Raw genomic sequence first — 15,077 nt, 5'->3', positions numbered from 1 at the left:
CCGGCCCCCGGCTCCTCAATGGCGCCCGGCCCGGGGCGGGGCGGCGGAGCCGTCGGGACCGGCCGCGGGGAGCCCGCCCGGCCCCGGCGCGGGGGCGAGCGCGCCGGTAGGGTCGGGAGCATAGCCGGGTCAAACCGGGTACTTCGTGACGCGACCCGACGACCGAGGAGAGGCACCGCGTGACGCGCAGCGTGTACGTATCCGGCATCGGCCGCAGCGACGGCCGCCAGGTGGTCGACCTGGGGGTCATGGAGCTGCTCACCCGGCAGGTCGGCAAGGTGGGCGTGTTCCGCCCGCTGGCCCACGACGGCCCCGACCCGCTGCTCGACCTGCTCCGCAGCCGCTACCGGCTGTCCCAGCCGCAGGGCACGATGACCGGCCTCGGCTACGACGAGGCCGCCGCGCTCCAGGCCGAGCAGGGCACCGACGCACTGATATCCCGCCTGGTGGACCGCTACCACGAGATCGCCCGCGGCTTCGAGGCGGTGCTCGTGCTCGGCACCGACTACGCCGACACCAACCTGCCCGCCGAGCTGTCCCTGAACGCGCGGCTGGCCAACGAGCTGGGCGCCGGGGTGCTGGTCGTCGTCGCGGGGCTGGACCGCGGCGCGGACTCCGTGGCCGCCGAGGTGCGCAACGCCCACCACGCGTTCACCTCCCTCGGCTGCGAGGTGCTGGCCATGATCGCCAACCGGGTGCGGGACGGGCACGCCGCCGAGGCCGCCCGCTGGCTGGGGCGCCACCTGCCCGAGCCCGTCTACGTCATCCCGGAGGAGCCCGCGCTGTCCGCGCCGACCGTGGGGCAGGTCGTGGCCGCCCTCGACGCGAAGGTGCTGCTGGGCGATCCGGCGGGGCTGGCCCGCGACTGCCGGGACTTCGTCTTCGGCGGCGCGATGCTGCCGGCGTTCCTGCCCGCGCTCACCGACGGGTGCATGGTGATCACCCCCGGCGACCGGGCGGACCTGCTCGTCGGCGCGCTCGCCGCGCACTCGGCCGGGGCCCCGCCGATCGCCGGAGTCCTGCTCACCCTGGACCAGCACCCGGGCGAGGAGACGCTCGCGCTGGCCGAGCGCCTGGCGCCGGGAACGCCGGTGCTGGCGGTGGCCGAGGGCTCCTTCCCCACCGCCACCGAGCTGGCCACGCTGGAGGGACGGCTGAACGCGGCGTCCCCACGCAAGGTGGAGGTCGCGCTCGGCCTGTTCGAGAGCCACGTGGACACCCGGGAGCTGACCGAGCGGCTGTCGATGGCCCGCAGCGACCGCGTCACGCCGATGATGTTCGAGCACGAGCTCATCGAGCGCTCCCGCACCGCCCGCCGCCACGTGGTGCTGCCGGAGGGCACCGAGGAGCGGGTGCTGCGCGCCGCCGAGGTGCTGCTGCGCCGCAACATCTGCGACCTGACGCTGCTGGGTGAGGAGGCGGCCGTGCGCAGGCGCGCCGCCGAGCTGGGGGTGGAGCTGCGCTTCCTCGGCGCGGACGAGGCCGAGTGGGGCGGCGAGGGCGCTTCGGCCACCGCCCGCGTCGTCGACCCGGCCACCTCCCCGCTGCGCGAGCGGTTCGCCGAGGTGTACGCCGCGCTGCGCGCCCACCGCGGCGTGAGTTACGAGCTGGCCTACGACGTGGTGGCCGACGTCTCCTACTTCGGCACGCTGATGGTGCGCGAGGGCCTGGTCGACGGGATGGTGTCGGGCGCGGCGCACTCCACCGCGGCCACCATCCGGCCCGCGTTCGAGATCATCAAGACCACGCCGGACGCCTCGATCGTCTCCTCGGTGTTCTTCATGTGCCTGGCCGACCGGGTGCTCGTCTACGGCGACTGCGCCGTCAACCCGGACCCGGGCGCCGAGCAGCTCGCGGACATCGCCATCCAGTCGGCGGCCACCGCCGCCCAATTCGGGGTCGAGCCGCGCGTGGCGATGCTGTCGTACTCCACCGGCTCCTCCGGCTCGGGCGCGGACGTGGACAAGGTGCGGCGGGCCACCGAGCTGGTGCGCCGGCGCCGTCCCGACCTGCTGGTGGAGGGGCCGATCCAGTACGACGCCGCGGTGGAGCCCTCCGTCGCGGCGACGAAGCTGCCGGGCTCGGAGGTGGCCGGGCAGGCGACGGTGCTGATCTTCCCCGACCTGAACACCGGCAACAACACCTACAAGGCGGTGCAGCGCTCGGCCGGCGCGGTCGCGGTGGGCCCGGTGCTCCAGGGGCTGCGCAAGCCGGTGAACGACCTCTCGCGCGGCGCCCTGGTGAGCGACATCGTCAACACGGTGGCCATCACCGCCGTCCAGGCGCAGGCCGTGCGCGGCACGCCGACGCCCGCCGCGCCGCCCCAGGAACCCACGTCGACCACGTCCGTGCCGTCACCCGCCGAGGAAGGGAACCACTCCTGATGTGCGCTGCGCGCGCCGCCGACCCCGACGACGCCGAACACACCGGCTACACCGGCGCCACCCCAGCCACCGATGCCCCCGACGGCCCCGCCGCCGCCCCCGGCGCGTCCCGCGTGCTCGTGCTGAACTGCGGTTCGTCCTCGGTGAAGTACCAGCTCCTGGACATGGCCGACCGCTCCCGGCTCGCGCGCGGCCTGGTGGAGCGGATCGGGGAGCGCACCTCCCGCCTGGCGCACACCCCGCACGACGGCCCCGAGCGCGAGCGCACCGATCCGGTGCCGGACCACGACGCGGCGCTCAACGCGTTCGCCGAGGAGCTGGCGGCCGACGGGTACGGGCTGCGCGACCCCGGCCTGGCCGCCGTCGGCCACCGGGTGGTGCACGGCGGGCGGGAGTTCACCGAGCCGACGGTGGTGGACGACGCGGTGCTGGCCGAGATCGAGCGCCTGGTGCCGGTGGCGCCGCTGCACAACCCGGCCAACATCACCGGCATCCGCACCGCGCGGGCGCTCAACCCCCGGGTGCCGCACGTCGCGGTGTTCGACACCGCGTTCCACACCACCATGCCCGAACACGCCGCCCGGTACGCCATCGACACCGCCACCGCCGACGCGCACCGCATCCGCCGCTACGGCTTCCACGGCACCTCGCACGCCTACGTCTCGCGGCGCGCGGCGCGGCTGCTGGGCCGGGCCCCGCAGGACGTCAACGTCATCGTGCTGCACCTGGGCAACGGAGCCTCCGCCTCGGCCGTCGCCGGTGGCCGCTGCGTGGAGACCTCGATGGGGCTGACGCCGCTGGAGGGCCTGGTCATGGGCACCCGCTCGGGCGACGTCGACCCGGCGGTGATCTTCCATCTGGCCCGGGTGGCGGGGCTGTCGGTGGACGAGACCGACGAGCTGCTGAACCGGCGCAGCGGCCTGCTCGGGCTGTGCGGCGACAACGACATGCGCGAGATCGTGCGCCGCCGGGACGCCGGCGACCCCCGGGCCCGGCTGGCGTTCGACGTCTACGTGCACCGGCTGAAGAAGTACATCGGCGCCTACACCGCGGTGCTGGGCCGGGTGGACGCGGTGGTGTTCACCGCGGGGGTCGGGGAGAACTCGGCGCCGGTGCGGCGGGCGGCCGTCGAGGGCCTGGCGGGGCTGGGGCTGGCGGTCGACGAGGCCCGCAACACCGACCCCTCGCGGGCGCCGCGCGTCATCTCGCCGCCGGACGCGCCGGTGGCCGTCGCCGTGGTCCCCACGGACGAGGAGCTGGAGATCGCCACCCAGGCGTACGCCCTGGTCACCGCGGACGGGTGAGCCAGATCACCCCCACTACGTTTGGCGTCTAAACAAAACGATAGGATCGCTCCCATGCGCCGTTCCAAAATCGTCTGCACCCTGGGTCCCGCCGTCGACTCCTTCGACCAGCTCAAGACGCTGATCGAGGCCGGCATGAACGTGGCCCGCTTCAACATGAGCCACGGCAGCCAGCGCGAGCACGAAGAGCGGTACGCCCGGCTGCGCCAGGCCAGCGAGGAGACCGGGCGCGCCATCGGCGTGCTCGCCGACCTCCAGGGCCCCAAGATCCGGCTCGGCACGTTCGCCGAGGGCCCCGTCGAGCTGGTGCGCGGTGAGGAGTTCACCATCACCGTCGAGGACGTGCCCGGCGACAAGACCATCTGCGGCACGACGTACAAGGGGCTGGCCGGGGACGTCTCCAAGGGCGACCCGATCCTCGTCAACGACGGCAACGTGGCCCTCCAGGTGACCGAGGTCGACGGGCCGCGCGTCCACACCATCGTCATCGAGGGCGGCGTCGTCTCCGACCACAAGGGCATCAACCTGCCCGGCGCGGCCGTCAACGTGCCCGCGCTGAGCGAGAAGGACGTCGACGACCTGCGGTTCGCACTGCGCATGGGCGCCGACATGGTCGCGCTGTCCTTCGTCCGCGACGCCAAGGACGTGCGCGACGTGCACCGGGTGATGGACGAGGTCGGCCGCCGCGTGCCGGTCATCGCCAAGGTGGAGAAGCCGCAGGCCGTGGAGAACATGGAGGAGGTCGTCCTCGCGTTCGACGGCGTGATGGTGGCCCGCGGCGACCTCGCGGTGGAGTACCCGCTGGAGAAGGTCCCGATGGTGCAGAAGCGCCTGGTGGAGCTGTGCCGCCGCAACGCCAAGCCCGTCATCGTGGCCACCCAGATGATGGAGTCCATGATCACCAACTCGCGGCCGACGCGCGCGGAGGCGTCCGACGTCGCCAACGCGATCCTGGACGGCGCCGACGCGGTGATGCTGTCGGCGGAGTCCTCGGTGGGCCAGTACCCGATCGAGACGGTCAAGACCATGTCGAAGATCGTCATCGCGGCGGAGCGGGAGCTGCTCTCCAAGGGGCTGCAACCGCTGGTGCCCGGCAAGAAGCCGCGCACGCAGGGCGGTTCGGTGGCCCGCGCGGCCGCCGAGATGGCCGACTTCCTCGGCGCGAAGGCGCTGGTGGCCTTCACCAAGTCCGGCGACACCGCGCGCCGCCTGTCGCGCTACCGCGCCGAGCAGCCGATCCTGGCCTTCACCGAGGACCCCTACACCCGCAACCAGCTCACGCTGAGCTGGGGCGTGGAGACGTTCGTCGTGCCGCACGCGGAGAACACCGACGCGATGGTCGGACTCGTCGACGGCGAGCTGCTCAAGCTCAAGCGGTACAACGAGGGCGACGTCATGATCATGACCGCTGGCTCCCCGCCCGGCGTCCCCGGCACCACCAACATGGTGCGCGTCCTCCACCTGGGCGCGGACAGCTAGACGGACTCGTCCACAGGTGCGGGCGGACCACGGGAAGACGCCCGCGACGTGCAGTCCTGCCAGGTGGCCGGGGGTACCTCTCCCAGCGGGTGGCGAAGCCGTGCTCACCGGCCGGGGCCCCTCGGGGCGGGCCCCGGCCGGTGGCCGACGAGCCGAGCACGTGCGTGGCGTCCGCCGAAACAGCCCGGTCCAGGTCCTCGTCGGCGCCCGCTCGGGCCACGGGCGCGGTGCACGCCCGCCCCCGGGCGCCGCCGACGGCCCACGTGCGAAGCCGGCTGCGGACGCTCTCCCGGTCACGTGTACCGCTCGGTCGGCTGAACCCACCGCGATCCAGCCCGGGCCTTCCAGGCGCCCGCGTCGATCACCTCGCGGTGGTCCCACCACCGGCCACCGTCCTTCGACGTCCGGCCCGGAAGCAACGGCCCGATCCGCCTCCCCCGCGCCTCAGCCGACGACCCACCCGAACCCACGAGCACCGATGACCCGATGACCGGAACGCAGCAGCCCGGGTGTTGCGGCTTCGCCTGTCAGGTCGGCGCCTACGCACCGGGCCGCTGCGGCGGCCTCGTCCGGCCGGGTGGGCGCCGTGGTACTACTCCGCCGAGCCTGGCGCGGACGCAGGCTCTCGGATGGCGCGCAGCATGGCGGTGAGAACGGGACCGTCCGCCGAAGGCTGCTGCGCGCTGACCTCCCGGTAGCCCCAGCGTTCGTACAGGGCTTTGACCTTGCCGTCCCCGTTCTGCGCGTTCACCAGGAGGGAAACCTGCTCCTCCGGCCGGTGGGCAAGGAGTTCGTCATGAATGCGACGGGCGGCGCCAGTACCGCGCCACGGCACCCGGAGCATGATCTCTTTCAGCGCGACGGTGGCCCGCACGGTGGTGCCTTCGGGCAGTGGCCTGGTCATCCGGCGCCACCAGCGGTCATCGGGCTCGACGGTGTTGACGTAGGCGTAGCCCACCGGTTCGTCCCCGTCGTAGCCGATGACGGTCTCCCAGCCGGGTTCGGCGCCGTGGCGCGCCAGGCGTTCCCCGTACCGCTCCACCGAATAGTGCGGCTGGTGGAGCTGGTCCGCGCGTACCTCCGCGTACACCTCGATCAGCGTGTTCCACACGGTGTCGAGGTCGGTGGCGTGGCGCAGCTCAATGCGTCCGCTCGTCACAGCGCGTTCCTCCGGGTGTCGTGGGTGAACTCTTCCCAGGTGTGGGTGTGGGGGCTGGACGCGGCGGTCAGGCGCAGAGTGCTGCCGAAGTCGTGCAGCATGCCGGTCACGCGGGGGTGCTGGCCGGTGGGCTCGGCGGGGATGGACATGGCGGTGGCCACGGCGGGCTCCAGGTCGCCCTGGCCTAGCTGTGCCTGTGCCATGCGGGCGGTGGTGATGGCGCGCGTGCGCTGCATCTCGGGACGGAGCAGGGCCAGGCTGCGGTGCGCGTACGCCTCGGCGCTCTCGTAATCGCCCAGGGAGAGGCACGCGGCCAGCGCCAGGTTCTCCAACTCGGCCTGGTCGTAGAAGGCGGTCATCCACAGCGGGCGCTGTGCGCCGGGGTCGGCCTGGTGCATGGCGTCCTGGGCGTGGCCGATGGCCTGGCGGACCGCTCGCGCGTCCCCGGTCAGGCCGTGGATGGCCGCGTGTCTGGCGTGGCCGAGGGAGGCGAACAGCGGGTCGCGGCGGGCGATGGGGAGCCGTCGTGCCACGTCGTTGGCGGCCAGGGCGTCCGCCGGGCGGGCCATGTGGCGGTACAGGCTTCCGGCGTGGGACCAGATGCGGAACTGGATCGTTGTGTCACCGGACATGGCCGCGAGGCTGGATGCCCGGTCGAAGTGGCGTTGCGCGGCGTCGAAGCGGCGGCCGTCGATGGCGGCCCACATCGCGCTGGAGGTGAACGAGGCCGCGCAGCCGTACAGGGCGCCGCGTACACGCTGGCTCGCGGTCCCTCGGGCTTGGAGCGCCATGGCCTCTCCGGCGAGGCCGGAGGCTTGGGTCTCGATGGTGAGCTTCCCGCCGTACCGGTGGTCGCTGGCGATGACGAGCGCGAACTTGGCCAGGAGCCGCTGGACGTCGCTGGCGCCGACGCGTGGCTGTGCCCCGTACGCGGGGGCGGTGGCGGTCAGCGCTACTCCGGCGGAGGCGCTGACGAAGCGGCGGCGGTGCACTGGGTCCTCCGGTGGTGCCGTGCGTGAGGAGTTTCCCCCTCGGGGTGCGAAGCCCAGTTCGGTCACCGGGCACTTGAATACTGCCTCTAATGCGGCCCGCTGCCGGTGGTGAGGCCAGCAGGTTTTTCCGGTCAGCCAGTTGCGCACAGTCCGGTCGCTGACGGTCCCTTCGTACCCGGCGGCCCGCAGGTCGGCGTTCACCGCCTCCGCCAATTCAGCCTGCGTGAAGCTCAATTCCGCCATGCGCGCCTTGAGGATCTGGTTGCCCTCCACCTGGCCAAGGTAGCCACGCGACCGGACAGGGAAGAACCGCGTGCCCCGGAAATTTCCGGTTGTGGCCGTTGCACGCGCCGCTGTTTTTTCCTCACGTCCTGTGCCCGCCAGTCGTTGACTGGACACGGCCGCCGTACCCCGGACAGCTTCGGCGGTCAGAAGGAGGACGCCCGCCCCCGGCCCTCGACGGGGGCGGGCTACACCCCGCCGGTTCCACCACGCAGAGGTCCTGATGACCGTGAGCGCAACAGCCCGACCCACCGGCCACCCCGGCTACTCCGAGACGCTGCCCTGTGCAGCAGAGAGCGCCGAGACCGCCCGCCGCCTGGTACGGACGGCACTGGCCGCATGGGGCCTGGAGCACGTAGCAGAGGACGGCGCCTTGGTCGTCACCGAGCTGGTAGCCAACGCCGTCAACCACACCGGGGGCGCCTGCATCCGCGTCATAGTCGCGCGGGCCGGTGATGACCTGGTGCGCGTCGGCGTGGCGGACAAGTCCCGTTCTATGCCCCGGCTCCAGCACCCAACCGACACCGAGGTGCACGGGCGCGGGCTGACCCTCGTGGACGCCCTGACCACCCGGTGGGGGACCGATCTGAAGCGCTGGGGCAAATGCGTCTGGGCCGAACTGAAAGCCGGAAGCAGCACGTGACCCCGGGGAACCGGGCTGGCCGTCTGTTCTCCACCGACCCCAGGGAGGCACACCCATGCACGACCTGATCGCCACACCGTTCCAAGGCCAGCACCTCATCCTCCGACCAGGCAGCCCGCGTGCGGTCAAGATCGGCAGCGCGAGGTTCGCCGACCTCACCAGCGCCGTGTCCACCGGCCAGCCCGTACCGGCATGGCTCGGGGACGTGGCGCGCCGCGCCTGGGGCGTGGACACCTCCGATCGCCCGGCCAACGCCGCCGTACTCGTCCGTGAGCCCGGCCCCTACGAGTTCAGCCGCGCCACATGGGAGATCAACCTGGGCTGCGACTTCGACTGTGAGCACTGCTACCTGGGCGAAAAGCGGTTCGAGGGCCTGGACTGGAATGGGAAGGAGCGTCTGCTGACGGTGATGCGGGACGCCGGGGTGGTGTGGCTCCAGATCACCGGCGGGGAACCGCTGATCGACCCGCAGTTCCCCGCCGCCTACCAGCTCGCCCACGAACTGGGCATGCAGGTGGAACTGCTGTCCAACGGCTCCCAGCTCGCCAAGCCCCGGCTCATCGAACTGCTGACCGCACTGCCGCCCACCAAGATGTCCCTGAGCGTGTACGGGGCGAGCGACAAGACGTACGACGGGCTCACCAGGCGGCGCGGTGCCTTCAAGCGGTTCGCCCGGGGTCTGGACGCCGCCGTGGCCGCCGGGCTGAACATCGACCTCAGCCTGATCATCACCAACCGCAACGCCCACGAGGCCGACGCCATGCGCGCCTGGGCGGGCCGGCTGGGCCTGCCGCACCGGGAGTACGCCAACATCTCCCCGACCATCCACGGCGGCGCCGAGTCCCTGCCCTCCCAGTCACCCGAGCACCTGACCCACCGGGCACCGTTCACCGGCTGCCCGGCCGGTCACACGTTCTTCCACGCCGATCCCTTCGGACGGGCCTCCATCTGCAAGGTGGGCCGCGAACCGAACATCGACCTTCCCACCGAGGGCGTGGCCGGGCTGGCCCGGCTGGGCTCCATCGCGGATTCCCTCATGCTTCGCACCGGAGGATGCAGCGGCTGCCAGCTCTCCGGCACCTGCCGGGTCTGTCGGCCGATGGCCAAGGTCTTCCAGGAGGCGAAGGCACCACTGCACAGCTACTGCCAACACGGAACGAAGGAGGCCGCGTCATGACGGTCATGATCGAACTGGCACCCACCCGCACCACCGAGGACCCCGACGAGGTGAGCGTCATCGAGGACGTGGAGGCGCACACCGCCGCATCCCAGCCGGGGTGCAACGACGACAACCCGTACCGCTGACCGAACACCCGTACCAGGTGACGAGCAAGGCCGGGGCCGTGGCGCACGCCACGGCCCCGCGCCGTTCCATGGGAGGCTCCCGCCATGCCGACTGACCGCCTGACCGACGTACCCGCCGAGGTGCTGGCCGCCATCGCGGAAGCCACCGGCCCCGTGGTGCAGGCCGAGCCGCTGGGCTCCGGATTCAACAGCGAGATCGCCGCCCGCGTCCACACCGACACCGCAACGGTCTTCGTCAAGGGCCTGCGCACCGACCACCCCCGCGTATGGACCCAGCAGCGGGAAGCGGAGATCAACCCCTACGTCCAGGGCGTCGCTCCGCGCATGCTGTGGCGCCTTGAGACGGCCGGGTGGGACCTGCTGGGGTTCGAGGCCGTGGACGGCCACCACGCCGACTACGCGCCCGACTCCTCGGACGTGCCCCTGGTGGCCGCCGCGTTGCGCCGCCTCGGCGGGGTGCCGTGCCCGGACGTACCGCTCAAGGGCATGCCGGACCGTATGGCCGCCTACACCGACACCCCGGAGCTGTTCGCCGGCGACCGGCTGCTGCACACCGACTGGAACAACACCAACGTCCTCGTCCACGACGGCCGCGCGCTGCTGGTGGACTGGGCATGGGCGTCCCGGGGCGCCGGGTGGATCGACCCGGCCCTGTGGGTGATCTGGCTCATCGCCGGGGGGCACACCGCCGACCAGGCCGAACTCTGGGCTGGCGCACTCCCGGCCTGGGAGGACGCTCCCCGTGCGGCCGTGAACGCCTTCGCGCGGGCGAGCGCGCGCCTGTGGCGGGAGATCGCGGGCGCGGACCCGGACCCATGGACCCAGCGCGTGGAAGCAGCGGCCGGGACGTGGGCCAGGCACCGCGGCGGTACCGCTCGGTAGCGGGCGGCAGAGCGGAGCGGAGTCGTACCGCACAGGCCAGCCGTCCCCCGGGCGGGCCGTGCGCCGGGCCGGGCGCCGGCGGGGCGGGGGTCTGTGGCCAGCGCCGCCCCGCGGCCCGGCGCTCCGTGGGGCGGGGCGCCGGGGCGCGGGGCGGCGGGGCTCACTCCGTTTCGCTGGACAGGCTCATGCCCGGGATCGTCAGCGTGCCGCCGAACTGCGCGGCCTGGACGACGCTGACCTCGGTGAAGAACGCGAACGGCACGTTGAGCGGCGGCGGCGTCCGGGGGCTGAAGGTGATGGGGATCAGGCCGAAGAGGTTGCCCTTCAGCTCCTCGGTGTAGAGCGTCGTGCCGCCGGTGATGACCGAGGTCGACCCGGGGGTGGACCGCACGTGGGTGGTGGGTCCGCCGGGCTCGCGCACGATCTGGTGCAGGTCCTTGATGTCCAGCCGGTCCGAGGTGAACTTCAGCACCTTCTTGACCTTGCCGCCGGCCGTCCTGACCTCCACGATGCCGTGGTAGTCCAGCCCCGTCAGCGTCAGCCGGGTGGCCTCCAGCCGCCAGGGCTCGTCGGCCAGCAGGGGCAGGCCCGGCTCCAGTTCGGCGGCGGCCAGCGCCTCCGGGTCGGGCGTGGGGCAGGGGTAGGGCTGCCTGCCGTCCGGCGCGGGCGACTCGACGGCGTCCCCGGCCGCGCCGTCCTCCTCCGCACCGCCGTCCCCCGCGCCGCCGCCTCCGGCCGCGTCCCCGGCCGCGTCGGCGTCCGGCCGGGCGGCGTCCTCGGGGGCGTCGCCGCTCCCGTCCCCGGCCGTGTCCCGGGTCGCCTCGTCGAGCTCCTCGACCTCGGCGCCGACCTCCTTGGCCACCTCCCGGATGGCGCGCTCGGTGTCCCGGGCCGCCTCCCGCGCGGGGTCGTCCGCCGGCTCTCCGGCGGCGGGGGCCCGCGGCTCCCCGGACGGGCTCGTCGCGGGCCCCGGGTCGGCCGACCCGGACGCCCGTCGCCGCTCCTCGCTCGCGCGCTCGCCCGGGCCGTCGAGCAGGTCCCGCAGCGCGTCGCCGAGGCCCAGCGGGTCCCACAGGTCGCGCTCCTCCTCGGCGGGCCGCTCCGGTTCCGGCTCGGGCCTGGGGTCGGCCGGGGCCTCCGGCTCCTCGGGGTCGCCGCCGGGCCGCTCGGGCTCGGGGCGCGGGTCCGTGCCGCCGCCGTCGGCCGGGGGCGTCGGGCCGGGCGCCGGGGGCTCGCCCGGGCCGGTCTCCGGCTCGGGTCCGCCGGTCTTCCCCGGCGGCTCCGGCGCGTCGGTCGCCTCCTCCGGCGCACCGCCGGCCTTCTCCCCGGGCTCCCCGGGCTCCCCGGTCTCCCCGGACTCCCCGGACTCCGCGCGCTCCTCCTCGGACTCCTCGGGCTGCGTCACGCAGGGGCCGGGGGCGAAGGGGATGGCGGGGTCGTCGGCCTGGGCCGGGTTGGGGGTCAGGCCCATGCCGACGAGCAGGGCGCTGGGCATCGCGGCGAGCGCGATCGCCCGCCCGGCGGGGAGGTGCACCCGCGCGATCAGGGGCTTCCTCGGGGCGGCGTGGCGCGGTCCCGCGGCCCCACCCCGGCCGCACGCGTCCTCAGACGGCACTGGTCGTCCCCCCGCTCGCTTCGAGGGCGGTGGCCCGGGGCCCGCCGGGCGCGTCCGGGTCCCGCGGCGCGGGGGCGTCGGCGGGGGCGCCGGCGCCGCCGGGGAGGTCGGCGGGCAGGGGGCCGGGGGTCTCCTGCGGGGCGGCGTCCAGCGGCCCGGCGTCGGCCTCGACGTCCACGGCCTCGCCCGGTCGCCCGGGCGCCCACGCTATGGACAGCGCACCGCCGACGAGGGCGCACACGAAGCCCAGGAAGAAGCCGCCGAGGTTGGACACCGGCAGGGAGATCAGCGCCAGCAGGATGGCGGCGACGCCCGCGAAGACGCGCACGACCGGCTGGAACCACATCGTCAGCCCCAGGGTGACCAGCAGCACGCCGATGATGAGCGAGCCCGCGCCGGCCGTGGTGGCCATGGTCAGCGTCAGGTGCCCCAGCTTGAGGTTGGCGTAGGGGAAGTAGGCGATGGGCAGTCCGCCCATGAGGGTCAGCAGACCCGCCCAGAACGGCCGGCTACGCCGCCAGCCGCGGAAGCGCAGCCGCCCGTGTGCGAATCGGCCGCGGGGGCCCGGAGACTCGGCGCTCATGGAAAACAGCTCCCTGGAACCGGCAGTGCCGTGCGGAAAGTGGATCGAGGGGAGGGGCGGACGGGGCCGCGGGGCCCCGTCCGCCCGGGGCGTGCTTAGTAGCACTCCTTGTCGGTGCCCCGGTGCAGGCGCAGGCTCAGGTCGCTGAGCGTGAACGTGCCCGCGGTCGTGGCCCAGGCGCGCTGCTCCACGTTGGTCAGCACGGCCGTGTCGGCCTGCTGCGCGAAGCCGAACGGGTTGGCCTTGCCTTCGGTGCCCGGCTGCATGCCCGGGCCCTTGCCGGCGTCCTTGGCGGCGACGCCGATGTCGATGTTCTTGAACGTGGCGTCGGCGTCGAGGTCGGCGACGTCCAGGTAGAGGTTCTTGGCCTTCACCGGGTCGTCGCCGGTGCCCGCCGTCAGCCGCATGGTGACGGTGCCGACGAGCGGAACGTCCGGCGTGACGACGGACTGGCACATGTTCTCGATCGTGGCGGACTTGAAGCCCGAGACCGCCACCGGGTGGGCCGTTTCCCTGCCCTCCATGGTGTATCCGTCGGCGTAGGCTCCGTACTGGACGAAACCGTTACCCTCCAGCCGTTCGGCCTTCACCTTGAACGACTGGCCGGAGACGCTGAAGGACGCGGCGAGGGCGCCTTGTGCCAGGCCGAGGCCGACCGCGGCCGTCGCGGCCAGGCTCGGCACCATGACCACCGCGAACCGCTTCCATCTGGTCCCGCCCTGAACGTGGGACTCCATGCAATTCCTCCTTCTCGGACGTACATCTCCGCCGGCCCACGGCCGGGCGGGGATGGGAGAAGTGCTACGTCCTCGGGAAGAAGCGCCGGTCCGCGCGGCGCGGAGAACCGCGCCGCCCGGCGGCGTTCACCCCCGAGCGACAACCACCGGCCGCACGCAGGCGCACAGCCGCGGGACAGGCTCCGTCACCGGACGGAGACCCCCCTGTCCACACTTCACCGGGGCGTTGGGGACTCCCCGGCTGCTCGGTGGGGACTTCGCACCCGCCGGGGACCCGGATGGCTGCCGGGCTGCGGAGACGAACCGAGCGTGGCCGATCGTGGTGCATGGGTGGCCTACGGCACAAGGGGCTCGTTACTTACGAGTAACGGCTACGTGACGGCCGCGCCCCCGGCGGGTACCGGCGGTGACGTACCGCACTCGGCGATTCGCGGTGCTTCGGGGGGATTTGCCGGGCGGGTTCCGAACGATCGGCGTTGATCGATTTACCGCAAGTAACAGCGGCCGCGATTGCCAAGTTTTGGCAAAGCGCGGCCGCTGTTTGTCGCTATGTCAATAGGTAGTGTCGTTCCGGCCAGATCGGCGGGTTCCGGCCGCCGGGGCGGCGCGGAACCGCGCGGGAGCGGTCAGCCGACGGGAGCCGTCAGAACAGGACCCGGGCCAGGGCACCGCGGGCGGCGATCACCCGCGGGTCCTCCACCCCGATCACCTCGAACAGCTCCAGCAGGCGGACGCGGGCGGCCTCGCGGTCGTCCCCGGCGGTGCGGCGCACCGTCTCCACCAGGCGCCCGAACGCGTCCTCGACGTGGCCGCCGACCAGGTCGAGGTCGGCGGCGCGCAACTGCGCCGGGACGTCGTCCGGGCGGTCCGCGGCGTCCCGGCGCACCTCGGTGGCGTCCAGCCCCTGCACGCGGCCGAGGAGTTCGGCCTGGGCCAGCCCCAGCTTCGCCTCCGCGTTCCCCGGGTTGTCGGAGAGCACGTTCTTGTACGCCTGCACCGCGCCGCCCAGGTCGCCCGCGTCCAGGGCGGAGTGGGCGGCGGCCAGCGCCGGGTCGACCGGGGGCTCGGGCGCGGGGCGCTCCTCGACCGCCTCGCCCTCGGCACCGGGGTCCACGGGTGCGCCCTCGATGCCGAACTGCTGCTTGGCCGCGTCGACGAGCTGGTCCATCACCTGGCGGACCTGCGCCTCCGGCGCCGCACCCTGGAACAGCGGCAGCGCCTGCCCCGCGATCACCGCGAAGACCGCCGGAACGCCCTGCACGCCGAACTGCTGGGCGAGCGCCTGGTTCTGGTCGACGTCGATCTTGGCGAACACGAACCGGCCCGCGAACTCCCGGGCCAGCTTCTCCAGGACGGGGATGAGCTGCTTGCACGGGCCGCACCACTCGGCCCAGAACTGGATCACCACCGGGGCCTCAGCGGAACGCTGGAGCACCTCGGTCTCGAAGGTGGCCTCGTCGACGTCGACGATCACCTGTCCCGTGCCGGCGGGCGCGCCCCCCGGCTGACCTGCGGACGCCGCCCGCTGGGCGCGGGCCTCCTCCGCCTTCTGCTTGGCCTCACCGGCCGACTTCACCGCGGCGAGGTCGACCACACCGCTCATGGACATGTTGCGTGGCTGCATGAGAACAGTCTCCCCCTTTCCCGCGGTGTTGTGTGCCGGGTCCCCACCCGGCGTGTGGTTGTCGCGCGGAGCGTGATCCGCCTCCGGA

13 protein-coding genes are annotated in these 15,077 nt (G+C 73.3%); 7 read left to right on the top strand and 6 right to left on the bottom strand.

Translation table 11 applies throughout. The annotated features are described in order from the left end of the window. The first annotated feature begins 179 nt into the window (after positions 1–179). The 3 genes from pta to pyk are packed head-to-tail and all read left to right on the top strand — an operon-like array spanning position 180 to position 5,167. Entirely contained in the window at positions 180–2,384 is a 2,205-nt protein-coding gene (pta, locus tag OSB71_RS00475; RefSeq protein WP_265942886.1) for a phosphate acetyltransferase, read from the top strand. Next, positions 2,384–3,688, top strand: a complete 1,305-nt coding sequence (locus OSB71_RS00470) for an acetate kinase (RefSeq protein ID WP_265942884.1) — start codon at positions 2,384–2,386, stop codon at positions 3,686–3,688. Before pta ends, OSB71_RS00470 begins: the two co-directional genes overlap by 1 nt. A 54-nt stretch (positions 3,689–3,742) precedes the next feature. Next, on the top strand, positions 3,743–5,167 hold the full coding sequence (gene pyk / locus OSB71_RS00465) for a pyruvate kinase (protein WP_265942882.1): 1,425 nt from the start codon (positions 3,743–3,745) through the stop codon (positions 5,165–5,167). Between the two features lie 592 nt (positions 5,168–5,759). Here the strand turns inward: pyk and OSB71_RS00455 are convergent. Continuing rightward, a complete protein-coding gene (locus OSB71_RS00455; protein ID WP_265942880.1) occupies positions 5,760–6,326 on the bottom strand; it encodes a GNAT family N-acetyltransferase in 567 nt (188 codons plus the stop codon). Continuing rightward, positions 6,323–7,591 carry an NsdA family TPR-like regulatory protein gene (locus OSB71_RS00450; RefSeq protein WP_265942878.1) on the bottom strand — a complete coding sequence of 423 codons (1,269 nt, stop codon included), beginning with the start codon at positions 7,589–7,591 and terminating at the stop codon, positions 6,323–6,325. The genes OSB71_RS00455 and OSB71_RS00450 overlap by 4 nt, the downstream gene beginning before the upstream one ends. Positions 7,592–7,823: 232 nt before the next feature. Here OSB71_RS00450 and OSB71_RS00445 point away from each other — a divergent pair, with 232 nt between their 5' ends. From OSB71_RS00445 to OSB71_RS00430, 4 genes are all read left to right on the top strand, one after another. Then, positions 7,824–8,243: an ATP-binding protein gene (locus OSB71_RS00445; RefSeq protein WP_265942876.1), complete on the top strand. Its 420-nt coding sequence runs from the start codon at positions 7,824–7,826 to the stop codon at positions 8,241–8,243. 55 nt (positions 8,244–8,298) lie between these two features. Next, positions 8,299–9,420, top strand: coding sequence for a radical SAM protein (locus OSB71_RS00440; protein WP_265942874.1), 1,122 nt, complete (start codon positions 8,299–8,301; stop codon positions 9,418–9,420). Beyond that, on the top strand, positions 9,417–9,548 hold the full coding sequence (locus OSB71_RS00435) for a hypothetical protein (RefSeq protein ID WP_265942872.1): 132 nt from the start codon (positions 9,417–9,419) through the stop codon (positions 9,546–9,548). Before OSB71_RS00440 ends, OSB71_RS00435 begins: the two co-directional genes overlap by 4 nt. Positions 9,549–9,632: 84 nt before the next feature. Beyond that, positions 9,633–10,430: an aminoglycoside phosphotransferase gene (locus OSB71_RS00430; protein ID WP_265942870.1), complete on the top strand. Its 798-nt coding sequence runs from the start codon at positions 9,633–9,635 to the stop codon at positions 10,428–10,430. 160 nt (positions 10,431–10,590) lie between these two features. On the opposite strand, the gene OSB71_RS00425 is transcribed toward OSB71_RS00430, so the two are convergent. The 4 genes from OSB71_RS00425 to OSB71_RS00410 form a co-directional block, all read right to left on the bottom strand. Then, positions 10,591–11,964, bottom strand: a complete 1,374-nt coding sequence (locus tag OSB71_RS00425) for a hypothetical protein (RefSeq protein WP_265942868.1) — start codon at positions 11,962–11,964, stop codon at positions 10,591–10,593. A 70-nt stretch (positions 11,965–12,034) separates the two neighbouring features. Further along, positions 12,035–12,628, bottom strand: a complete 594-nt coding sequence (locus OSB71_RS00420; RefSeq protein WP_265942866.1) for a DUF6114 domain-containing protein — start codon at positions 12,626–12,628, stop codon at positions 12,035–12,037. Positions 12,629–12,723: 95 nt separating this feature from the next. Then, positions 12,724–13,365 carry a DUF6230 family protein gene (locus OSB71_RS00415; RefSeq protein WP_265942864.1) on the bottom strand — a complete coding sequence of 214 codons (642 nt, stop codon included), beginning with the start codon at positions 13,363–13,365 and terminating at the stop codon, positions 12,724–12,726. 643 nt (positions 13,366–14,008) lie between these two features. Beyond that, positions 14,009–14,989 (bottom strand): tetratricopeptide repeat protein, encoded by a 981-nt coding sequence (locus tag OSB71_RS00410; RefSeq protein ID WP_265942863.1) that lies wholly within the window; start codon positions 14,987–14,989, stop codon positions 14,009–14,011. Between the last annotated feature and the right edge of the window lie 88 nt (positions 14,990–15,077).

Source organism: Streptomyces marinisediminis (assembly GCF_026262575.1).
GTDB classification, from domain to species: domain Bacteria; phylum Actinomycetota; class Actinomycetes; order Streptomycetales; family Streptomycetaceae; genus Streptomyces; species Streptomyces marinisediminis.
This window is presented reverse-complemented; position numbering and strand designations above follow the sequence as displayed.